Genomic DNA, 21948 nt, shown 5'->3' on the forward strand with positions numbered 1-21948 from the left:
CTAGCGGCGCGGGGCCCTCCGGAACGGCCTCACTCCACAGGCCGGGCGTAGTGCAGGTCCGCCGTGCCCGAGTAGCCGGGCAGCGTCGCCCGCCCGTCCTCCTCGACCTTCCAGCCGAGCCCGTAGACGTTGACGTACACCATGTAGTTCTGGATCGCCGGCGACGCCGCCAGCGTCTCCTTCAGCCGCTCCGGATCACCGACCGCCTGGATCTTGTACGGCGGTGAGTAGACCCTGCCCTGGAGAATCAGGGTGTTGCCCACGCAGCGGACCGCGCTGGTGGAGATCAGCCGCTGGTCCATGACCTTGATGCCCTTGGCACCGCCCTGCCACAGCGCGTTCACCACGGCCTGGAGATCCTGCTGGTGGATCACCAGGTAGTCGGGCTGCGGCTCGGGGTAGCCCGGGAGCTTGGCGGTGGCGTCCGGCGGCGCGTCGTCGAGTGTGACGGAGATCGCCTCTCCGGTCAGCTTCTGCGTGCCCGCCTTCTCCTCCAGCGCCGCGAGCTCGTCGTCCTCCGACTGCGAACGTCCGTCGTCGCGCTCGGCGAGCGACTCGATGTCGTGACGCAGGCTGGCGTTCGACTCCTCCTGCTGCCCGTTCTCCCGGCTGCGCTCATGGATGAGGTCGGACAGCTTGAGCAAAGAGGCGTCCGTCCGGATATTGGTGCCCTTCGCGGTGTTGAAACTGGTGAAGAAGATGAGTCCCGCGAGAGCGAAGACGGCTGCCGTGAGTACCCGCACGGGCCGGAAACGGCGCCGGGGGCGGGCAGGGCTGGATTCCGTCCCGGGGGAGTCGGCAGAATTGCTCAACGTACCCTTATCTCCTTCGGCGCCACGGAAGGACTACGCTAACGGACGCCCGGGGGAGCCCTCAGAGTCCCCTTGTCCCCCGAACGCCGCCCCCGAGACCGACCCCCGTTCCCTGCGCGGCCACGCAGCGCATCGACAGGAGAGACCCTCGTGCCGAAGTCACGTATCCGCAAGAAGGCCGACTACACGCCGCCGCCCTCCAAGCAGGCGACCAGCATCAAGCTGACCAGCCGCGGCTGGGTGGCACCCGTCATGCTGGCCATGTTCGTCATCGGCCTCGCCTGGATCGTCGTCTTCTACGTCACCGACGGTTCACTGCCGATCGACTCCCTGGGCAACTGGAACATCGTCGTGGGCTTCGGCTTCATCGCCGCCGGCTTCGGCGTCTCCACGCAGTGGAAGTAGCGCCCCATTAGCTCTGCCCAGGGCTATCCGCGGAGTTATCCACAGGCGCTGTCCACACGCTGGGGACAAGAAACGACGATCTGTGGATAACCCACCGGGCGTTGACGCCGGTGTGACGGAAGTACTGGCATCCGAAAACACGTTCGCCCCCTGCCTGACCTGCGGAAACACAAGTCAGGGACAGGGGGCACACCTGTTCCCGCACGCTATGCACAAGATCCGACACCGACTGTGGACAACAGGTGCTCAGGTGAGCTGTGCGGTCCTCAACAGGGTCAGACCCACGACGACCAGCAGGACCAGCGCACAGGCGCCGTACTGCACGAGGGTCCGCCGCTCGCGCGGTGCGTGGAGCATGGCGAAGCCGATCACACCGCCGGCGACAAGACCGCCGATGTGCGCCTGCCAGGCGATGTTGGCCCAGGTGAACGTGAAGACGAGGTTGATCGCCAGCAGGATGACGACCGGCCGCATGTCCGCGTTGAGGCGGCGGACGAGCGCGGCGGTGGCGCCGAAGAGGCCGAAGACCGCACCGGAGGCGCCGAGGGTCGCCGTGGTGGGCGAGGCCAGCAGGTAGGTGAGGGCGCTGCCGGCCAGGCCGGAGACGAGGTAGAGCGTGAGGAAGCGGGCTCTGCCCAGCGCGGCTTCCAGCGGGCCGCCGAGGAACCAGAGGCCGATCATGTTGAAGCCGATGTGCCAGATTTCCTCGTGGGTGAACATCGTGGTCACCAGGCGGAACCACTCGCCCTCCGCGACGCCCTCGGTCGGGACGAAGGGGGCGGGGGGCCAGCGTCCGATGAGCACCATGTCGCTGAGGAACGACGACGGGAGCGCCTGTACGGCGATGAACACCGCCGCGTTGAGCCCGATCAGGATCTTGGTGAGGAGGTGCGGGTCGGCGGCGATCGTGCCCCCGGCCAGGGTGCGCGGCCGGGACGCGGCGGGCGCCGGGCCGTTGCCCGTGCGGCCGGCGGCGCAGTCGGGGCAGTGGAAGCCGACGGACGCGTTGACCATGCAGTCCGTGCAGATGGGGCGTTCGCAGCGGGTGCAGCGGATGCCGGTTTCGCGGTCCGGGTGGCGATAGCAGCCGGGCAGGCTCTGGGCGTCCGGCGGGCCTGCTGCCGCGTGGTCCATGACTTCCCCTCGGTCGTCCCTGCGGGCGGTGTGCGCGCGTGCGCCGCCTCGTCCCTTGTTACGGATGGGCGGTGCGTTTGGTTCCTGCCCGGTGCGCGGGGAGCTCAGCCCTGACGGGTTTCCACGACGACGGTCTCGATGACGACGTCGTTGAGCGGGCGGTGCGTGCGCGGGTTGGTCTGTGCCGCCGCGATGGTGTCCACGACCCTCTGGCTGGCCGGGTCGGTGACCTCGCCGAAGATGGTGTGCTTGCGGTTCAGCCAGGTCGTCGGGGAGACGGTGACGAAGAACTGCGAGCCGTTGGTGCCGGGGCCGGCGTTGGCCATGGCGAGCAGGTAGGGCTTGTCGAAGGCGAGGTCGGGGTGGAACTCGTCGGCGAACTGGTAGCCGGGGTCGCCGGTGCCGTTGCCGAGCGGGTCGCCGCCCTGGATCATGAAGCCGCTGAGGACCCGGTGGAAGACGGTGCCGTCGTAGAGCCTGTCCGTGGTCTTCTCGCCGGTGGCGGGGTGGGTCCACTCGCGCTCGCCCCGGGCCAGCTCGACGAAGTTCCGGACCGTTCTGGGGGCGTGGTTCGGGAGCAGCCGGATCTCGATGTCGCCCTGGCTGGTCTTGAGGGTGGCGTAGAGCTGCTCGGCCACGGTGTGCCTTCCGTCGTCTGGTGGTGCGCACCGATACTCCCACGGGCGGGGGCGCGTTCGGCGCTGATACACCGGGGTCCGAGCGCGGGGCGCCGATCCGTGGCATTGTCGGGTGCAGGCTCGTGTTGCCCGGTTCATCCGTTATTGAGCTTGATCTGCTATTGAGCTTGATCTGCTCTTGTTCGCAACTTCATCACCAGTTGTCCCAGAGAGCCCGAAGGCATCGTCAGTGACCCGGATGGCCGCCCTCACATGCCTGGCTTTGCGTCCACAGGCATGATCCGTAAAAGGGTGGAAAGTCGAATTACCGTACGCCACCGAGGAGGAGGAACCCGTGACCCGCATCGACAGCGTGCGCGCCGCGACCGGTTCGGCGAAGGACAGCGTGCTGCACGCCGCGGAAGTGGTGGCGCCCTACGCCGACACGGCCAAGGACAGGGCCGCTCACTATGCACAGGAGGCGCGCGTACGGCTGGCGCCCAAGGTGTCGCAGGCCGCAGACCAGGCTCGCCACCAGTACGGGGCGCATGTCGCGCCGCGGCTGGAGCAGGCCCTTACGCATGTGCCGCCGAAGGTGGACGCCGCCGCGCAGGAGGCGGCCGTCCGCACCCGTCTGGCCGCTCGGCAGGCGGCCGACTATTCACGGCCGAGGATCGAGCAGGCGGTGGCCGTGGCCGTTCCCGTGAGGGACGAGGCGACCGCGCGGGGTGCCGCCGCGCTGGCCGCGCTTCGGGGTCAGGTCACGGCGAAGGAGATCGAGAAGCTGACGCGTAAGCACCAGCGGCGGGCGAGGGCCGGCCGGATCGCCAGGGTTCTGGCGGTGGCGGGTCTCGTCGCGGGTGGCGCCTTCGCGGCCTGGAAGTGGTGGGACAAGCAGGCCAACCCGGACTGGCTGGTCGAGCCGCCGGAGGCGACGGAGGTGTCCGAGTCCGGGCGGCTGACGTCGGTGGACGGCACCGGTGAGGCGATCCTCGATCCCGAGGTGCAGGCCAAGCAGGCACAGGAGGAGGCGGCGGAGGGCGACGAGCCCCGCTGATCCTTCTCCGGACCGGTATCGCCGTGGGGCGGAAGACCTTCGGGTCTTCCGCCCCACGGCGATGTTTCACGCGAAACGGCGGCTCAGCGGCCGTAGCGGCGTTCGCGCAGTGAGTAGGAGCGCAGGGCGCGCAGGAAGTCGATCTCGCGGAAGTCCGGCCAGTAGGTCTCGCAGAAGTGGACCTCGGCGTAGGCGGACTGCCAGAGCAGGAATCCGGAGAGGCGCTGCTCCCCGGAGGTGCGGATGATGAGGTCGGACTCGGACCGTGTCTTGGAGTACAGGTGCTTGGAGATGTGCTCCATGGTGAAGGTCTCGATGAACTCGTCGATGTCCCCGCCCTGGGAGCTGTGCTCGGTCAGGGCCGAGCGCACGGCGTCGACGATCTCGCGTCGGCCTCCGTAGCCCACGGCGACGTCGACCTTGGTGCCGCCCTTGCGGCCCTGGGTGGAGGCGGTGGCGGTCTTGAGGCGGGTGGCGGACTCGGCGGGCAGCAGGTCCAGGGCGCCGACCGCTTCCACGCGCCAGGGGTTGCCGGGGGCGGCGAGCCGTTCGACGACTTCGGCGATGATGTCGATCAGCGGGTTCAGCTGGTCTTCGGGCCGGTGCAGGTTGTCGTCGGAGAGCATGAAGAGGGTGACGTGCTCGATCTGCGCGGAGTCGCACCAGCGCAGGAAGTCCAGCACCTTCGCTCCGCCGGCCCGGTAGCCCTCTCGCGGGTCGTCTATGCCCGACATCTTGGCCCAGCGGCGGTTGCCGTCGAGCATGATGCCGATGTGCTGGGGGCGTGGGCGTCCCTCCAACTCCTTGACCAGGCGCTTCATATACAGCGCGTCGAGAGCGGCCCGTACCTTCGCCCGCATGCTCTACCCCTTCCACCTCGTCGGTAGCGACCGGACGCCTCCGACGGCGATGAGCCACGTGGCACCGGCCCGCCGGGGTGTGGTGGTGGTGCCCTGTGGGGTGACGATATCAAGAGCAGACAGCACCTCCCGGGTGCCGAGCGGCGCCCGTCCGTGGGTCCGTCTCCGTCGGGCCGCGTGGGCCGTGCGGTCGTTTCGCGTGGTCAACTGGGCCTTTCGGTGCGGTCGTTGGTGATCATCCGGATCGCGCGGCAGCCGTCGGCCGGATTGCACGGGTGTGGTCGGTGAGGAACGTCTCCGCACTACCGGGGCGCATATCGGGCGAAACCCTCTCAGAGGGCCGTCTGGGTGCCGGGGCCCGGGCTGGCCACCTTACTGCCGCCCTTCACCAGCTGATCCCCGCGGCCACCGGCAGGTGGTCGCTGCCCGTGGTCGGCAGTGTCCACGAGCGGTCCGTCCGTACGCCGCGGACCAGGATCTGGTCGATCCGTACCACCGGGAAGTCGGCCGGATAGCTGAAGCCGAAACCGTCCCCGGCCTGCTCCTGGGCCGAGTCCATCCGCGAGGTGATGCCGTCGAGGGCGCCGTCGTCCACGGTGCCGTTCAGGTCGCCGAGCAGCACCGTCCGCTCGGTGCCCTCGGCGGCGACGGCGTCGGCGAGCGCCTGCGCGTTGCGGTCGCGGCTGCCCGTCCAGAAGCCGGTGCGGGGCAACACGCGCACGGACCCCAGGTGGGCGACGTAGACCGCCAGCGGCCCCTGGTCCGTGGCCACCGTGGTGCGCAGGGCCCGGGTGGAGGCGAGCTTGACGTCGTCCGGCTTGGAGTCCGCCAGCGACCCGTAGTCGATCTTGGTGTCGACCGGCGCGGTGCCGGACAGCGGCAGCTTGCTCCACAGTCCGACCGTGCCCTGCACCGTGTGGTGGGGGTAGGCGTCCGCCAGTTCCTTCTCGTACGTGCCCCTGTCCTGCTCGGTCAGCTCTTCGAGGGCCAGCAGGTCCGCGCCGGAGGCGGCCAGGTCACGGGCGGTGCCGGCCGGGTCGGGGTTGGCGGCGCCGACGTTGTGGCTGACCACGGTGAGGTCGCTGTCGCCCGGGCGGGACTTGTCGACGATCATGCCGCCGAAGAGGCTCGTCCACGCCACGGACGGAACGAGCAACGCGACGGTCGCGGTCGCGGAGCGCCGCAGCAGCGCCGCGACCAGGAGAACCGGTATGCCCAGGCCGAGCCACGGCAGGAAGGTCTCCACGAGGCTGCCGAGTCCGGCCCGGTCCGTGACCAGCGCGTGCAGCGGCATGAGCAGGCCGAGCAGCACCGCCAGGACGACGAGCACCCGGCCGCGTCGCCAGGGTCCCGGCCGGGAGAGGGCGCGGACCACCCGTCGCACGGGCGCGCGCCGGCCCCCGGAGCCGGTGTCCGTGCGGCCGGGGCCGCCCTGTCCGGTCGCCGCCGTGTCCACCTGCGTCATGGGCCGCCCTCGCTCACCGTGCGTGTCGCTCGTATTCACATCGAAGGTGCTGGTCACCGCTGCGTCCGCGGGTCCTGCGCGGCGTTGTCGTACATGGCCGGGCAGCCCTGCGCGGCGGCCTCGGGGCGCAGCTCGTAGTGCCAGGGCTCGTTGGCGTAGGTCTGGCAGAGTCCGTACGCGCTGCCGTTGCGGGACAGCCAGGCCGTCACGTCGGAGTCCCCGAGGTCGACCGCGTCTCCCGACACGTGGGCGGAGGTCTCCGGGGTGGCCACCCACTTGGCGGCCTCCTCCTCGGAGCCGTACTGGTCGACCGCCTCGTCGAGGAGCTGTTGCTGGTAGTCCTCGGAGCGCCAGCCGCTGTTGACGTGGAACGCGTGGACGCCGTCGTCCTCGGCGTCCGTCGCCGCCTGCCGCAGGGCCGCGAGCAGCGCTGGATCGAGGCGGGCCACGGCCGGGACGTCCGCGTCGAGGACCGTCGTGCCGTCGGGGACGACACCGTCCTGCTCGTCGATCATGCCGGGGGGCTCCACGGGCCGTGCCTCACCGGGTGACGCGGTCGGGGACATGGGCGGCGACGGGGACGCCAGCGCCTGGCAGCCGAGGGCGGCGATGGTCAGGGCGGCCACCGGCAGGCCGATCTTGAGGACGTCGGTACGCCGGTGGGGTTTCTTTCGTGCGGATGCGTCGCAGGTCATGCCTACAGACAAGGGAACGCGGTGTTGCCGCCGCGTACGCGGTTTTCGATACGCCGACGACATGCGCCGGCTCCTAGCATCGGAGCATGCGAGTGCTGATCGTCGAGGACGAGCCGTACATGGCGGAAGCCATCCGCGACGCCCTGCGGCTGGCGGCGATCGCCGCCGACATCGCGGGGGACGGCGACACCGCTCTGGAGCTGCTGAGTGTGAACACGTACGACATCGCCGTCCTCGACCGCGACATCCCCGGCCCCTCCGGCGACGAGGTCGCCCGGCGCATCGTCGACTCCGGCAGTGGCATGCCGATCCTCATGCTCACCGCCGCCGCCCGGCTCGACGACAAGGCCTCCGGGTTCGAGCTGGGTGCCGACGACTACCTCACCAAGCCCTTCGAGCTGCGGGAGCTGGTGCTCCGGCTCCGGGCACTGGACCGCAGGCGTGCGCACAGCCGGCCTCCGGTGCGGGAGATCGCGGGGCTGCGGCTCGACCCGTTCCGCAGGGAGGTGTACCGGGACGGCCGCTTCGTCGCGCTCACCAGGAAGCAGTTCGCCGTGCTCGACGTACTCGTCGCCGCCGAGGGCGGGGTCATCAGCGCCGAGGAACTGCTGGAACGCGCCTGGGACGAGCACGCCGACCCGTTCACCAACGCCGTACGGATCACCGTCTCGGCGCTGCGCAAGCGTCTCGGGCAGCCCTGGATCATCGCCACCGTGCCCGGCGTCGGCTACCGCATCGACGTACGGCCGGACGCCGCGGACGAGGGAGCGGGCCGTGGATAGGGAGCGTGGGCCGAGCGTCCGCCTCAAGCTCACCCTCAGCTACACCGGCTTCCTCATGCTGGCCGGCTCCCTGATGCTCGTGGCCGGGTGGTTGTTCCTGACGCGGGTGTCGCACGTCGGACTCGTCTTCCAGCCCGAGTACCAGCTCTCGGTCGCGCGCGACTTCGCTCCGATGGCGGCCGTCACGATGTCGTTCCTGCTGGTGTTCGGCCTCGCGGGAGGGTGGTTCCTGGCCGGCCGCATCCTCGCCCCGCTGAACCGCATCACGGAGGCCACCCGCACGGCCGCGGGCGGATCGCTTTCCCACCGCGTCCGGCTGCCGGGCCGCCAGGACGAGTTCCGCGAACTCGCCGACGCCTTCGACACCATGCTCGGGCGGCTCGAAGCGCACGTCGCCGAGCAGCGGAGATTCGCGGCCAACGCCTCGCACGAGCTGCGCACCCCGCTCGCGATCTCGAAGTCGCTCCTCGACGTGGCCCGCGCCGACCCGGACCGCGACCCCGGTGAACTCGTCGACCGCCTCCACGCCGTCAACACCCGGGCGATCGACCTGACCGAGGCGCTGCTCCTGCTCAGCCGCGCCGAACAGCGTTCCTTCGCACGGGAGCGCGTCGACCTGTCGCTCATGGCGGAAGAGGCCACCGAAACGCTCCTCCCCCTCGCGGAGAGGCGGGGCATCACCATCGAGACCGGCGGCGACCTCACCCCCACGACCGGCTCCCCGTCGCTCCTGCTGCAGCTGACCATGAACCTCGTGCACAACGCGATCGTCCACAACCTGCCGGAACGGGGCGCCGTCCACGTCACCACCGTCGCCCGCCCCAGGACCGTGGCGCTCACGGTCGAGAACACCGGCGACCAGGTCACCCCCGAGCTGGCCTCGACGCTCACCGAGCCGTTCCAGCGCGGCACCGAGCGCGTCCACACCGATCACGCGGGCGTCGGCCTCGGCCTGGCCATCGTCAGCACCATCACCCAGGCACACGACGGCACCCTCACCCTGACCCCACGCCCCACGGGCGGCCTCCGCGTCACGGTGGAGCTGCCGGCGACGCCCGCAGCCTCGCCCTCGCACTCCGGGCGGCCGTGAGAACCGGGCGCCCGCGGCACGCAAAAAGCCCCTCCGAACCACGTTTCCGCAGTTCGGAGGGGCTTTCGTGAGTGGAGCCTAGGGGAGTCGAACCCCTGACATCTGCCATGCAAAGACAGCGCTCTACCAACTGAGCTAAGGCCCCTCGGGAGGCGGCGTCGGTCGCTTCGTGCGGGCCGACGGTCGCCGCAGACAAGAGTACCGGGTCGCCCCCCGGATCTCACAAATGATGGGGGCTCCCGGGGAACGACCACGCTCCGTAAGATGCTCGGCGTGGTTCGCTGGAGCGAACTGCGGTTCTTGGGGAAGCGATGGGGAGACGCAATGGACGCCGCACAGCAGGAAGCCACCGCGAGAGCGCGGGAACTGCAGCGGAACTGGTACGGGGAGCCGTTGGGGGCGCTCTTCCGTAGGCTCATCGACGATCTTGGTCTCAACCAGGCTCGTCTCGCGGGGGTACTGGGACTGTCCGCACCGATGCTGTCGCAGCTGATGAGCGGTCAGCGGGCGAAGATCGGCAATCCCGCGGTGGTCCAGCGCGTGCAGCTGCTGCAGGACCTGGCGGGGCAGGTCGCGGACGGCAGTGTGAGCGCGGCCGAGGCGACGGAGCGGATGGACGAGATCAAGAAGTCGCAGGGGGGTTCGGTGCTCAGCAACACCACGCAGACGACGAGCAGTTCGGGTGCGCCCACGGTCAAGCGGGTGGTCCGCGAGATCCAGTCGCTGCTGCGCTCGGTGGCGGCCGCCGGGGACATCATCGACGCGGCGGACGCCCTCTCCTCCACGCACCCGGAGCTGGCGGAGTTCCTGCGGGTGTACGGAGCGGGCCGCACCTCGGACGCGGTCGCGCACTACCAGTCCCACCAGAACTGATCCCGGGGTCCGGCCGCCGCAGGGGGTCGCGGCCGGGCCCGGAGTGGCGCGAGGGGAGGAGCGACACACAGCCATGGGTGAGGTCTTCGCCGGACGGTACGAGCTGGTCGACCCGATCGGCCGCGGCGGGGTCGGTGCCGTCTGGCGTGCCTGGGACCACCGCCGCCGACGGTATGTGGCCGCAAAGGTGCTCCAGCAGCGGGACGCGCACTCGCTGCTGCGGTTCGTCCGCGAGCAGGCGCTGCGGATCGATCATCCCCATGTGCTCGCGCCCGCGAGCTGGGCCGCCGACGACGACCAGGTCCTGTTCACCATGGACCTGGTCACCGGCGGCTCCCTGGTCCATCTGATCGGGGACTACGGCCCGCTGCCGCCCGCCTTCGTGTGCACGCTGATCGACCAGCTCCTCGCGGGCCTCGCGGCGGTGCACGCCGAGGACGTGGTCCACCGTGACATCAAGCCCGCCAACCTGCTCCTCGAGGCCACCGGCACGGGCCGGCCGCGGCTCCGGCTGTCCGACTTCGGCATCGCGATGCGGCTGGGCGAGCCCCGGCTGACCGAGACCAACCTCGTGGTGGGGACGCCCGGTTATCTCGCGCCGGAGCAGATGATGGGCGCGGAGCCGGACTTCGCCGCGGATCTGTTCGCGGTGGGGCTGGTCGCCCTGTACCTGCTGGAGGGGGCCAAGCCGGACGCCAAGGCGCTGGTCCAGCACTTCGCCGAGCACGGGACACCGGCCGCGCCGCAGGGGATACCCGAGCCGCTGTGGCAGGTCGTCGCGACGCTGGTGCAGCCGGATCCGCCGGCGAGGTTCCGTACGGCGACGGGGGCGCGGAAGGCGCTGGCCGCGGCGGCGGAGCTGCTGCCGGAGCCCGGGCCCGACGACGAGCTGATCGAGATCTTCGACCAAGTCGGCCCGCTGCCCGCCGGGTTCGCCGCCGACGGGCCTCTGAAACGGGCGTCCGGACTGGACGACGACCCACCGAGAGACCCACCGACGGACCTATCGACGGACCCACCGACCGACCCACGCCGCCCGTCCGTCCCGGTCACACCCTCGTCACCGACATCGCCGACGCCTTCGACATCCTCGATGCCCTCGGCACCGCCGACACCCCCGGCGCCGTCAGCGAGCCATGCGCCCTCGGCATCCGGGCCCCTCCCGCTGTCCGCCATGTCGGAGACCGGCAGCTTCCACCTGCCGCCCCCGCAGCCGACCGTCACCTCCGCCACGAGGGACGGCGCGGCGACGCCCGTCCCGCACCCGGGCCAGTACCCACCCGAGTACCCGCCGCCGTACGCCCCGCCGCTGCCCGCCCAGACGCTCACGCCGTCCCTGACGCCGCCCCCGCGGCAGGCGCCCGCCGACGCTCCCACCGCCTCGTACACCGCCCGGAACCCGCAGGCCCCGGCCCAGCACCGGGCGACGCGACGGCGGCGCCGTCCCGGTCCCCCGGCGAGGGTGGCGGTGCCGCTGCTGTTCCTCGCGCTGGCCTGCTACGCGGTGGGTTTCTGGGCACTGACCCGGATCTGAACCGGGCAGCCCCTCACCGCGCCCTGCGCCGGGCCGCCGCCGTCCACACCGTCAGGCCCGCAAGCAGCAGGCTGCCGGTGCCGATGCCGCCCACGGCGACCGCCTTCATGGCGAGGTCGTCGTCGTCCGGGCCGCCGCTCTCCGGCGCCGCCGCCCGGTCCTGGGCCGAGACGGCGAAGAGACCCTTGGGCCGCGACTCCCCCGCGTAGCCGGGCCCGCTCCGCGCGGATCCGCGGAGTCCGACGCGCAGCGTCAGCCCGAAGGGCCCCGCACCGAAGTCCTCGGCCACCTGCGCCGCCAGGTGCACGACGACGTAGTAGTCACCGGCGAAGCGCACCGCGCCGGCCTGCCCGCTCGTGGCGTACCGGTTGGGGTAGGCCACCGGCGGCAGGGGAGCGAGCCCGACGGTGGCGGGGCGGCCGGTGTAACCCTTGGCGGCGTCGTCGACCTCGCCGCGCACCGGGTTGTGCAGCGCCAGGCGCAGGGCACCGGTGGCGTAGCCGGAGGCTTCCTGATCGCCGTCGAGTTCGGCGCTCGCGTACACCTGGCGGCCCCAGTCCACCGGCACCTTGTAATAGAGGGTCTGTCCGGGCCGGATGTCGTCGCGCCAGGCTCCCTGTCCGAGGGGCGTGGCGTGGGCGAAGCCGTTGCCGCCCGTGCGGGGTTCCGGTTCACCGGCGACGGCTTCGGGCGAGGCGGAGTCCCAGGCTTCCGGTGCCTCGGTCGCATCCGTCCGGGCCGGGCGGGGTTCGGTGGCGACGGTGAGTTCCAGGTCCCAGTCCTCGGGCGGGGAGTCCTGGGGCCTGGCCCGCTCGACGGCGACGTGGTAGGTGCCGGGGTCCTGGCAGCGGTTGCCGCCGGGCGCGATCTCCCGCATGCCCCACGCGGTGACCGGGCGGGGGCTGTGCGCCGCGCCGAAGGTCGCGCTGTCTGAGGAGCAGGAGCCGCCCTCGGCGTCCTGCACGGAGACGCGGATTCCGTCGACGGCGGTGACCTCGCCGACGGAGCCGGGTACGGCGGTCACGGAGACGTAGGCGTCGGAGGCGGCGTCGAGGTCGAGGCGGTAGTAGAGGGTGCCGTTGCGCGGCAGCGAGCTGCGGTACGTCGCCCCGGCCGCCAGGAGCTTGGCGTCCGAGGTGGCAGTCGTCCCGTCGATCCGCGGGGCGCCGTCGGCGAAGGCGTACCCCGGCGCGTCACCGGCCGCGAAGGCGGCACCGCCGGGCAGGGCGGCGGTAGCGGCGGTGGCCAGTAGTAGGACGGTCACGACGGCCAGCCGCCGCACGGACGCCGTAGGCCCCACGGACGCCGTACCCCCCGCGGGCGCCGTACGCCGACGGGGCGCCCTCCGCCGTCCGGGCGCCGGCGCGGACGTAGGCGCGGGCACCGACGGCCCCGCGCCCCCCGACCCGGCATGCCGCCAACCCGTACACCACCGTCCCATGACCCGCCACCCCTCGCGCTCGCCGGCACTCGCCGCCCGCCCCGAACGACCGTGCCCCATCCTGCCGCGCGCCCCGGCGCTCCCGCGCCCCCGCGCGGAGATCCGGGCAACAGAAAACCCCGACCGTTTGACGGCCGGGGTCTGCTCGGGACCGGATGTCGGTCGTACTCAGGAACCCGTGGGCACGGAGTCAGTCGCCTCCGTCCACAGATCCTGCTCGGCGCGATCCGCCTGGATCTGGCGGTACACGAGGAGCCCGCCGATGGCGGCCAGTGCGACCAGGAGAAGCTTCTTCACCGCGCGACCTCGTCTTTCCTTGACGTAGGGGACCTCTGGCGCCCGACTATACACACCGGCCGATACCGATCGGTGACCTGCGTCGGCGGTCAACTGCCGTGCGCCGAAGCCCTCCAGAAGCGGACGAACCCGTTCTGATCGGAGGGTGATCACACCCCTACATACGGCGACTTTCGCCCGCCTCTCTCCCGTATTGGCATCTTTTCGACCCCCTTGCGTCCATTCGGGTTGTGTTCATCTGAACATCGACGCGCCACGGGCCCAGGTCCACCACTTCGCGAGCCGCATACACATCATGAGGAAAGTACGCAAATCGCCCAACCCGAAAGTGAGGGGTTATGACCCGGAACAAGGTCATGACGCTGTGGACCACCATCGTCACCGCCTTCCTCGCGCTGTGCACGGCGCTCGGACTCATCACGACGACCGCCGCCGCGGCCGCACCGCAGACCGGAACGCACAGCAAGAGCGAGAGCGCTTCCCCCGAGGCGGCACCCGCGACGGCGGTCCCCTGGTCCTGGTCCCGGGCCGGCTCCCTGCCCCCCACGATGAAGCAGCGCATCCGCGCCGAGGCGCACGGCTCGGCACCCAGTTGCCGGCACCGTCCGCTCAGCGACGCGACCGCCACGGCCACCGAGACGGCCACCGGCCTCCCGTGCGACGACACCGCCGGGTCAACGGCCCAGCACAGCGCCCCGCTCCAGCGCTGAGCGGACCGAGGCGGCGCCCGGTTCCCACCGCGCCCGCCCCGCCCGACCCGACACAACGGCGATCTGCGTACCGCACCACACGCGAGAAACGGCCCGGCCGCTCGACAGAGCAGCCGGGCCGCCGCCATGTGTGGGCTCCCCTCGCGCCCGGCACCCCGCCCACCAGCGCCTCTTCGCGCGTCATAGCCTGTACGGCACTCCTGCGGAAAGGTGGTGGGTGCCGCCAGTGAACCGGCGCATCGTCATCGTCACGGCCGTCCACGGTCCCTCGGCGCGCTACCTGCCGGAGGCCCACGCGTCGTTGTCCGCCCAGGAGTTGCCCGACGGCTGGGACTGGCGCTGGGTGATCCAGGAGGACGGCAGGACGGACGACGTCCGCCCGCACGTGCCCGACGACCCGCGCGTCGTCTTCCGCCAGGGCCGCCGGGAACGGCAGGCGGGCCCCGGCGTCGCCCGCACCATGGCCCTGGCCCACGCGGACGGGGAGTACGTGAAGGTCCTGGACGCCGACGACCGGCTCGCGCCCGGCACCCTGGCCCGCGACCTGGCCGCGCTGGAGGCCGACCCGGGGCTCGGCTGGGCGACCTCACGGGCCCTGGACCTCCTGCCCGACGGCTCGACGGCCGGCTTCCCGGGCGACCCCGAGCCCGGACCGATCGAACGCGGTGCGGTGCTCGACTTCTGGCGAGCCAACGGCTTCCGCGCCCAGGTACATCCGGCGACGCTCCTCGTACGGCGCGACCTGCTGCTCGCCCTCGGCGGCTGGATGGCCCTCCCGGCGTCCGAGGACACCGGCCTGCTGCTGGCCCTGAACTGCGTGAGCCGGGGGTGGTTCACCGGGGAGGTGGGCCTGCTCTACCGCAAGTGGGAGGGCCAGGTCACCGGCCAGGCGTCCCACGTGGACCCGGCCGAACGCGATGCCCGGATGGCGGTCGTGGAGGCCAGGGCGAGGGCCCTGGCGTCCTTCGGCTGGCGCCCACCGGACGAGACCGAGGGCGCGGACCTACGGCGGTGACGGCCGCCCGCCCCGCCGCCGTGACCGCCGCTCAGGGCAGCGTCTCCGCGTCCACCCGCGAGAAGACCAGGTCGCTCTCCCCGACGACGGGCCCACGCCAGCGGACCGGCACACCCGGCTCGCCGCGCAGCGCCGCGGGGTAGCTGCCGGGCGCGTAGTCGTTGGCCAGCCGGTAGACGTGGAATCCGGCGTCCCGCATCACCCACAGCAGGTCGTCGACGGAGTCCCCCAGCCGCGCCATGCGTTCCGGCGTGACCTCGACACAGATCTCCGCGTCGGGCCGCAGGTCGCCCAGCACCGGCGCCAGGCCGCGCACGACGCCGCCCTCCGCGCCCTCCACGTCGATCTTGATCACCCGGGCGCCGGCGATCTCCGCCGGGTCGAGGAGTTCCGGCAGCGGCCGGGCCTCGGTCTCGAAGCTGGACTCCGCCGGGCCGTCGTACGGGACGATGCTGTTCGCGCCCGTGTTCCGCGAGCTGGCGAGCACGAAGTTCAGGGTCCTGCGGCGGTCGGACACCGCGGCGTTCAGGGCGCGGACGTTGTGGAGGCCGTTGAGCCGCGCGTGCCCCACCAGACGGCTGTGGAGGACGGGGGATGCCTCGATGGCGACCACTCGGCCCTCGTCGCCGACCAGTTGAGCCGCGAGCACGCTGAAGACCCCGATGTTCGCCCCGACGTCCACGAACCCGTCCCCCGGGCGCAGCCGGCGCCGCAGCCACGCCGTCAGGTGCGGCTCCCAGGTGCCGAACAGATACAGGTACCGCTGGATGAGGTCCCGCGTGTCCACGGCGAACAGGCCGCCGGAGCGCACCCGGACGACCCTGCGGCGGGGCCGCTCCCGCAGCCGCGCGTTCAGCCAGCGCGTGGTGAGCGCCGACTTCCCGAGCGTGCCGGGCGCGTGGCGCACGTAGCGGGCGGCGAGGGTGACCAGGGCGTGGGGCAGGGCAGGAGGCGGTACCTCGGCGACAGAACCGCCCCGTTCTCCCCGGAAGCTCACTCGCCCGAGACGGTGATCGCCGCGGACGGGCACCCCTCGACCGCCTCCCGCACCCTGGGCACGTCGACGTCGTACTCCCGCCCGGGTATCACGGCACCCAGACCGTCCACCTGGGTGAAGACGGACGGGGCCCGGTGGACGCAGTCGCCCGAGCCGTAGCACTGCTCGGGGTCGACGGAGATCCTCATACGCGCTCCAGCGGCGGTCGGCTTCGGAACCTTCACGACGTGCCTGCCCGCGGATCGCGGCGCCGAACCCGCCCGGCGCGAGCGTGTGTTGAACCGGCACGACCGTGTGTCGACCCGGCGTGACCGTGTGTCGACCCGGCGCCCGCGGAATCGGACAGCACACGCGCCGGCATGGTTTGGCACCGGTCCCTCCCCTCGTGGGGACCGGTGCCGAACCATGCCGGCGGTGTACTGCGCGTGGTACCGGAGCGGGTCGGGGAGGGCAGGGCCACCGAAAGCTGACCGAGAACATGCGGCCTCATGGGGTGGCTCCGCGAACGCAGAGCCGCTGACCTGTCCGGGTGCCTCGCGGCCGACTCGCCACTGCGACAGGATCCTGCCACCTGAGGTCGCCGCCGAGGAGGTTCCGGACCCGCGAGACCGAGGTAGCCGCAGGTCAGGCATATAGAGTGAGTTTTCCGGTCCGGACGTCCAAGTGCGGGGGAAGTAAGGAGTGAAGACCTTGAGTTTCGACTCAGGGGCACGCACGGCCTTCGCGGAACGCCTCGCACTGCTCTACAAGGAGGCGGGCAACCCTCCTCTGAAACGCGTGTCCGAGGCCGTCGTCCGGCTCCAGCGGGTCGACGAACGGGGCCGGCCCGTACGGGTCTCCGCCCAGCGGATCAGCGACTGGCGGCGGGCCAAGAACGTGCCCGCCCAGTTCCCCGCCCTCGCGGCCGTCCTGCACGTCCTCGTCCCGCTCGCGCGTCGCGCACGTCCCGTACCGGTCTCCGCCGGGCTGTACGACCTGGTCCAGTGGCAGCGCCTGTGGGAGCGGGCGGTGGCCGACCCGACCGGCGAACGCCCCGCACCGCCCGGCGCGGACGAGGAACACCCCGCGGCCGAGACCCAGGCCACCGCCGGCGGTGTCTGCCCGTACCGGGGGCTGGCCGCCTACCGCCGGCAGGACGCCGACTGGTTCTTCGGGCGGGAACGGAGCACGGAGGCCCTCGTCGCCCAGCTCCGCGCGGCCGAGGACACGGGCGGCCTGGTGGTGCTCGTGGGCGCCTCGGGAGCGGGGAAGTCCTCCCTGCTGAACGCCGGCCTCGTGCCCGCCCTGCGCGACGGGACGCCGGGCGGCGGGACCGGTCCGCCGAGTGGGCCCAGGGACGTGCTCCAGCTCGTGCCGGGGGTCGATCCGCTCGGGGAGCTGAGCCGCCGGATACCCCAGCTGGAGCCCGTCGTCCGCGCCGTGCGGAGGACGGGGAAGCCGGGCGCCCCCGGGACCGACGACGCGGTCAGGGCGGCCTTCGCGGCGTGGGCGGCGCCCGGCGAGGAGTCCAGGCCGGGGCCGGAGTCGCCGTCCGCCCGTCCGGTCGTCATCGTGGACCAGTTCGAGGAGACCTTCACCCTCTGCCCCGACGAGTCCGAGCGGCGTGCGTTCATCGCGCTGCTACAGGCCGCCTGCGTGCCGGGCGGTCCGGGAGACGCGGCGCCGGTCCTCGTGGCGCTCGGCATACGCGCCGACTTCTACGAGCACTGCCTGCGCCATCCCGAGCTGGCCGACGCGCTCCAGCACCGGCACATGGTGCTCGGGCCGCTGACCACCGCGGAACTGCGCGAGGCGGTGACCGCACCGGCCAAGGCCGTCGGCATGGAACTCGAACCGGCCCTCGCCGAGCTGATCATCCGTGAGGTGAGCACCGACGGCCCGCACGGGACACACGACGCGGGCGTGCTACCGCTCCTCTCCCACGCCCTGCTCGCCACCTGGCAGCGGCGCAAGGCGGGCCGGCTGACGCTCGCCGGGTACCGCGCGGCCGGCGGCATCCAGGGCGCGGTGGCCGGGACCGCCGAACGGGCCTGGTCGGACCTGGACCCGGCGGCCCGCACGGCGGCGAGGCTGCTGCTGCTCAGGCTGGTCCGGCTGGGCGAGGACACCCAGGCGACCCGCAGACGCAGCACGCGGCGGCGGCTGGCGCAGGAGTCGAGGGACCCCGGCAAGACCGAGGAGTCCCTGGAGGCCCTGGTGCGGGCCCGGCTGGTGACCCTCGACGCGGAGACCGTGGAGATCACCCACGAGGCGCTGCTCCACGCCTGGCCGCGGCTGCGCGACTGGATCGACGAGGACCGCACCGGCAACCTGCTGCGCCAGCGCCTTGAGGAGGACGGCCGGACCTGGGAGGAGTCGGACCGCGACGCCTCGCTGCTCTACCGGGGCTCCCGGCTGGAACAGGCCCACGGCTGGGCGGACTCGGCCGGCGGCACCTTCCTGACCCGCGGCGCGGTCGATTTCCTGGCCGCCGCGAGCAGACTGCGCAGGCGCACCGTCCTGATCCGGCGCGCCGCGGTGTCGACGCTGGTCGTGCTCGCCCTGGTGGCGGTCGGTTCGGCGGTGATCGCCTGGCAGCAGCGCAACGACGCGGTGTTCGAGCAGGTGGTCGCCGAGGCGGACCGCGTCGAGGACACGGACCCGTCGCTGTCCGCCCAGCTCGACCTGGCCGCGCACCGCCTGCGGCCGGACGACGAGGACGTCCGCAACCGGCTGATCTCGATCGTGAACGCGCCGCTGGCCACCCCGCTCCTCGGGCACACCGGCGCCGTCTACCTGACCTCCTTCAGCCCCGACGGGCGGATCCTGGCGACGGCCAGCTACGACCGGACCGTCCGGCTGTGGGACGTGTCGGACCCCGCCCGCCCGGAACAGCTCGGCAAGCCCCTCACCGGCCACAGGAGCTGGGTGAGCACCGCCGTGTTCAGCCCGGACGGCCGCACCCTGGCCAGCGCCTCCGACGACGGCACGATCCGGCTGTGGGACATACGGGACCCGAGCCGCCCCCGTCCGCTCGGCGCACCCCTGACCGGCCACGGCGGCACCGTCTACCTGCTCGCCTTCAGCCCCGACGGACGCACCCTGGCCTCCGCCCACGACGACCACGCCGTCCGCCTGTGGAACGTGGCCGACCCGCGCCGGCCGCGGGCCCTGTCCACCCTGACCGGCGCGAAGGCGGCGGTGCGCTCGGTGGCGTTCAGCCCCGACGGGCGGACGCTGGCCGCCGGCGGCGACGACAACGCGGTCCGGCTCTGGGACGTGGCCGACCCACGCCGCCCGGAGCCGGTCGGCGCACCGCTGACCGGTCACGGCGCCCTGATCCACTCCGTGGCCTTCAGCCCCGACGGACGCACCCTCGCCAGCGGGAGCGCGGACGACACCGTACGGCTCTGGGACGTGGCCGACCCGGACCGCGCGAGATCCGCGGGCGCTCCGCTCACCGGCCACACCGGCCCCATCTGGTCGGTGGCCTTCAGCCCCGACGGCGCCATGCTCGCCGCGAGCAGCGCGGACAGCACGGCGAGCCTGTGGAACGTCAGCGACCCGTCCTACCCGTCCCAGGTGGGCATGGACCTTGCCGGGAGCAGCGGCGAGATGTACGCCCTCGGCTTCAGCCCCGACGGGCGCACCCTCGCCACCGGCAGCGGCGACAGCAAGGTGCGCCTGTGGTCGCTGCCGACGTCGGACATGATCGGCCGGATCGGCGCCTTCCGCCGGGACGGGCACGTGCTGGCCACGGCGGCCCGCGACGGCCGGGTCCGCCTGTGGAACGTGACGAACCCCGCCCGGCCCGTGTCACTGAGCGAGCCCTTCAGGCCGGGCGAGGGCGACATACGGTCGCTGGTGTTCTCCCCGGACGGCGACACCCTGGCGGTGCTTTCGGGGGGCCGCACGATGCAGCTGTGGAACGTCAGCGACCCGGCCCTGCCCACCGCCCACGGACCGCCGGTAACGCTGCGCACCCGCTACGCGGGCCCCGACACCCTGGCGTTCAGCCCCGACGGCCGCACGCTGGCCACGGCCTACGACGACCGCACCGTCCAGCTGTGGAACACCGAGGACCCGTCCCACCCGCGCCGGCTGGGCAAGCCACTGAGCGGCCACCGGGGTTATGTCAACACCCTCGCCTTCAGCCCCGACGGGCGTACGCTCGCCAGCGGCGGCGCGGACGACACCGTACGGCTCTGGAACGTGAGCGACCCCGCGCACGCCACCCCCCGCGGCACGCCCCTCACCGGGCATCTCGGGCCCGTCAACACCCTCGCCTACAGCCCGGACGGCCACACCCTGGCCAGCGGCAGCGACGACGGCACGGTCCGCCTCTGGAACGTCCCCGGCGGCGGCGAACCGGGCCGGGCCGAGTCGACCCTGGCCGGTCACACCGACTCGGTGGTGTCCCTGACCTTCAGCCAGGACGGCGAGACCCTGGCCAGCGGCGCCAACGACAACACGGTCCGCCTCTGGAACGTCACGACGCCCGCCGAGGCCGCTCCCATCGGCCAGTCGATGAGCCCCAACGCCAAGACGGGGAACTTCCTCTCCTTCAGCCCCGTGCGCCACATGCTGGGGGTGTCGAGCGGAACGGACACCGTCCGGCTCTGGAACCTGGGGGTGGACGACGCCATCGACCGCATCTGCTCGGCCACCCGGAACGTGCTCACCGAGGAGAAGTGGCACGAGTACCTGCCGCGCCTGGACTACGAGCCCCCGTGCGACCCTTGACCGAGTGATCCCGGTCACACCTCGGAGACCCGGCCGACCAGTCGGCACCCACGACGCATCGGCCCTTGTTAGCCTTGAACACAGCCCGGCCGCTGGCGCATCCCCCGTCGCCAGCGGTCGGGTCTTCTCATGACCGGCGCTGCCCCAGGATGCAGAACTCGTTGCCTTCGGGGTCCTCCATCACCACCCACGACTGCTCGCCCTGGCCGATGTCGACGCGCTTCGCGCCGAGCGCCTCCATCCGGGCCACCTCGGCGTCCTGGTTGTCGGGCCGGAAGTCGAGATGCAGCCGGCTCTTGGCCTTCTTGCTCTCCTCGACCCGGACGAAGTCCAGCCCCGGCATGCGGTCCGGCGCCGGCCGGATCTCGAACTCGTCGTCATCGGAGTGCACCACGACCCACCCGAGCGCCTCGGCCCACCACTGCCCCAGAGCCGCCGGATCCACCGAGTGAACGATTACCTGTTCCCATTCCAAGGTCATCCGCGGAGTCTAACCACAGCACACGAAAGACCCCCAGCCGCTACCGACTGGGGGTCTTCTCGCTGGTGGGGCTAACAGGATTTGAACCTGTGGCCTCATCCTCAGCAGGTCGATCACGGGGCGTTGACGACGTCGGTCGGCTTCCCCTGACCTAGGACACGCCGTCCGCCGCCGTCCGCTCTTGTCCACGACAGTCCGCCCCTGTTGGTGTCAGACATTGGTGTCAGGAGCACGATGACCACTGTTACTAGCTGGGTGACTGAGTCGATCACCACAACAGCGTGACGATGGGCGGCGCCCGCACCGAAGCACCGCCTCATGCCTGAGCGGTTGGGTCAGAAGATCTGCGTCTGCGCTTGGACGTCGGCGAGACCTTCTTCCATGGTCAGCGACGGCAGCACGCGGACGCGATTCCAGTGGGGGAGGCGAGCCTCCATCAGGAAGCGGTCGACATTCTCGACCTTGTCGGACTGTACGACCGCGACGATCGTGTGCTCCCGGTTGACGAAGGGACCGGCCACGATGTCGACGCCTGCCTTCTGGGCGAGGTTCGGCATGTCGGGAGCGATCTTGAGCATCAGGTCGCGCGTCGTCGCGTTGGCGGTCGGACAGACTTCCGGATCGTGGGTCGCGAGCAGGACAAAAAGCATCTCAATGCTCCCTTTCATTCGAGACCCCTTGATCTCAGGCTAAGTCGCCTGGAAGTGCTCCGCGAGTGCAGCAAAGAGGCCGATCGCTGCAACACCGTGTCCCAGCCTCAGCACTGGCGGGCGACCGTGGCTCAAGGCGCGGGCTCCAGCCCAGACGGCTCCCGCCGCCAGGCCAAGACCTTGCAGTCACCAGCGGTGTCGTCGTTCCGTGAACCGTGGTTCTGGATCACTTTCCGTGCTCAGGCCACGGAGGGTCACCACAACCGCGATCATGAACGGTCGTGGCTGACGTACTCCTCCAGGACCTGTGG

At 71.7% G+C, this 21948-nt stretch carries 21 protein-coding genes and 1 tRNA gene; 9 read left to right on the forward strand and 13 right to left on the reverse strand.

What is annotated here, in order from left to right; translation table 11 throughout:
• Positions 1–29: 29 nt before the first annotated feature.
• The gene (locus tag ACFWR9_RS06415; RefSeq protein ID WP_383836374.1) at positions 30–812 is read right to left on the reverse strand and encodes a DUF881 domain-containing protein; all 783 of its coding nucleotides are present in this window, start codon (positions 810–812) and stop codon (positions 30–32) included.
• Positions 813–962: 150 nt separating this feature from the next.
• On the opposite strand from ACFWR9_RS06415, the gene crgA reads away from it, so the two are divergent.
• The gene (gene crgA / locus ACFWR9_RS06420; RefSeq protein ID WP_003975080.1) at positions 963–1217 is read left to right on the forward strand and encodes a cell division protein CrgA; all 255 of its coding nucleotides are present in this window, start codon (positions 963–965) and stop codon (positions 1215–1217) included.
• Between the two features lie 246 nt (positions 1218–1463).
• On the opposite strand, the gene ACFWR9_RS06425 is transcribed toward crgA, so the two are convergent.
• A complete protein-coding gene (locus ACFWR9_RS06425; RefSeq protein WP_383836377.1) occupies positions 1464–2351 on the reverse strand; it encodes a rhomboid family intramembrane serine protease in 888 nt (295 codons plus the stop codon).
• A 104-nt stretch (positions 2352–2455) separates the two neighbouring features.
• Positions 2456–2989, reverse strand: a complete 534-nt coding sequence (locus ACFWR9_RS06430) for a peptidylprolyl isomerase (protein WP_383836380.1) — start codon at positions 2987–2989, stop codon at positions 2456–2458.
• A 334-nt stretch (positions 2990–3323) separates the two neighbouring features.
• Here ACFWR9_RS06430 and ACFWR9_RS06435 point away from each other — a divergent pair, with 334 nt between their 5' ends.
• Positions 3324–4025, forward strand: coding sequence for a DUF5324 family protein (locus ACFWR9_RS06435; protein ID WP_383836383.1), 702 nt, complete (start codon positions 3324–3326; stop codon positions 4023–4025).
• An 83-nt stretch (positions 4026–4108) separates the two neighbouring features.
• Here ACFWR9_RS06435 and ACFWR9_RS06440 read toward each other — a convergent pair whose 3' ends face one another.
• From ACFWR9_RS06440 to ACFWR9_RS06450, 3 genes are all read right to left on the reverse strand, one after another.
• Positions 4109–4885 (reverse strand): isoprenyl transferase, encoded by a 777-nt coding sequence (locus ACFWR9_RS06440; RefSeq protein WP_383836386.1) that lies wholly within the window; start codon positions 4883–4885, stop codon positions 4109–4111.
• 385 nt (positions 4886–5270) lie between these two features.
• Entirely contained in the window at positions 5271–6350 is a 1080-nt protein-coding gene (locus tag ACFWR9_RS06445; RefSeq protein WP_383836389.1) for an endonuclease/exonuclease/phosphatase family protein, read from the reverse strand.
• A 53-nt stretch (positions 6351–6403) separates the two neighbouring features.
• On the reverse strand, positions 6404–7045 hold the full coding sequence (locus ACFWR9_RS06450; protein WP_383836392.1) for a M15 family metallopeptidase: 642 nt from the start codon (positions 7043–7045) through the stop codon (positions 6404–6406).
• An 86-nt stretch (positions 7046–7131) separates the two neighbouring features.
• Here ACFWR9_RS06450 and ACFWR9_RS06455 point away from each other — a divergent pair, with 86 nt between their 5' ends.
• Both ACFWR9_RS06455 and ACFWR9_RS06460 read left to right on the forward strand, forming a co-directional pair.
• Positions 7132–7827 (forward strand): response regulator transcription factor, encoded by a 696-nt coding sequence (locus tag ACFWR9_RS06455; RefSeq protein WP_383836396.1) that lies wholly within the window; start codon positions 7132–7134, stop codon positions 7825–7827.
• Positions 7820–8917 carry a sensor histidine kinase gene (locus tag ACFWR9_RS06460; RefSeq protein ID WP_383836399.1) on the forward strand — a complete coding sequence of 366 codons (1098 nt, stop codon included), beginning with the start codon at positions 7820–7822 and terminating at the stop codon, positions 8915–8917. The genes ACFWR9_RS06455 and ACFWR9_RS06460 overlap by 8 nt, the downstream gene beginning before the upstream one ends.
• A 72-nt stretch (positions 8918–8989) precedes the next feature.
• Here the strand turns inward: ACFWR9_RS06460 and ACFWR9_RS06465 are convergent.
• Positions 8990–9062, reverse strand: a tRNA-Ala gene (locus tag ACFWR9_RS06465).
• Positions 9063–9241: 179 nt separating this feature from the next.
• Between ACFWR9_RS06465 and ACFWR9_RS06470 the strand changes: the two genes are divergently transcribed.
• Entirely contained in the window at positions 9242–9790 is a 549-nt protein-coding gene (locus ACFWR9_RS06470) for a helix-turn-helix domain-containing protein (protein WP_383836402.1), read from the forward strand.
• Positions 9791–9863: 73 nt separating this feature from the next.
• Positions 9864–11324, forward strand: a complete 1461-nt coding sequence (locus ACFWR9_RS06475) for a serine/threonine-protein kinase (RefSeq protein ID WP_383836405.1) — start codon at positions 9864–9866, stop codon at positions 11322–11324.
• A 13-nt stretch (positions 11325–11337) separates the two neighbouring features.
• On the opposite strand, the gene ACFWR9_RS06480 is transcribed toward ACFWR9_RS06475, so the two are convergent.
• Both ACFWR9_RS06480 and ACFWR9_RS06485 read right to left on the reverse strand, forming a co-directional pair.
• Positions 11338–12765, reverse strand: a complete 1428-nt coding sequence (locus ACFWR9_RS06480) for a hypothetical protein (RefSeq protein WP_383836408.1) — start codon at positions 12763–12765, stop codon at positions 11338–11340.
• A gap of 168 nt (positions 12766–12933) precedes the next feature.
• The gene (locus ACFWR9_RS06485) at positions 12934–13062 is read right to left on the reverse strand and encodes a DLW-39 family protein (protein WP_003999697.1); all 129 of its coding nucleotides are present in this window, start codon (positions 13060–13062) and stop codon (positions 12934–12936) included.
• Positions 13063–13400: 338 nt separating this feature from the next.
• Between ACFWR9_RS06485 and ACFWR9_RS06490 the strand changes: the two genes are divergently transcribed.
• Together ACFWR9_RS06490 and ACFWR9_RS06495 are read left to right on the forward strand one after the other, a co-directional pair.
• A complete protein-coding gene (locus tag ACFWR9_RS06490; protein ID WP_383836411.1) occupies positions 13401–13772 on the forward strand; it encodes a DUF6344 domain-containing protein in 372 nt (123 codons plus the stop codon).
• 226 nt (positions 13773–13998) lie between these two features.
• Complete coding sequence (locus ACFWR9_RS06495) at positions 13999–14787, forward strand: glycosyltransferase family 2 protein (protein ID WP_383836414.1); 789 nt, start codon at positions 13999–14001, stop codon at positions 14785–14787.
• A gap of 31 nt (positions 14788–14818) precedes the next feature.
• Here the strand turns inward: ACFWR9_RS06495 and ACFWR9_RS06500 are convergent, their stop codons facing one another.
• On the reverse strand, positions 14819–15694 hold the full coding sequence (locus tag ACFWR9_RS06500; RefSeq protein WP_383836452.1) for an FkbM family methyltransferase: 876 nt from the start codon (positions 15692–15694) through the stop codon (positions 14819–14821).
• Positions 15695–15780: 86 nt separating this feature from the next.
• Complete coding sequence (locus ACFWR9_RS06505) at positions 15781–15972, reverse strand: ferredoxin (RefSeq protein WP_383836417.1); 192 nt, start codon at positions 15970–15972, stop codon at positions 15781–15783.
• A gap of 493 nt (positions 15973–16465) precedes the next feature.
• Between ACFWR9_RS06505 and ACFWR9_RS06510 the strand changes: the two genes are divergently transcribed.
• Positions 16466–20506, forward strand: a complete 4041-nt coding sequence (locus tag ACFWR9_RS06510) for a hypothetical protein (RefSeq protein ID WP_383836420.1) — start codon at positions 16466–16468, stop codon at positions 20504–20506.
• A gap of 127 nt (positions 20507–20633) precedes the next feature.
• On the opposite strand, the gene ACFWR9_RS06515 is transcribed toward ACFWR9_RS06510, so the two are convergent.
• Positions 20634–20987, reverse strand: a complete 354-nt coding sequence (locus ACFWR9_RS06515; protein ID WP_383836423.1) for a VOC family protein — start codon at positions 20985–20987, stop codon at positions 20634–20636.
• Positions 20988–21322: 335 nt separating this feature from the next.
• Positions 21323–21637: a hypothetical protein gene (locus ACFWR9_RS06520; RefSeq protein WP_383836426.1), complete on the reverse strand. Its 315-nt coding sequence runs from the start codon at positions 21635–21637 to the stop codon at positions 21323–21325.
• Positions 21638–21948: the final 311 nt, after the last annotated feature.

It is taken from the genome of Streptomyces sp. NPDC058534, from assembly GCF_042717365.1.
GTDB lineage: Bacteria > Actinomycetota > Actinomycetes > Streptomycetales > Streptomycetaceae > Streptomyces.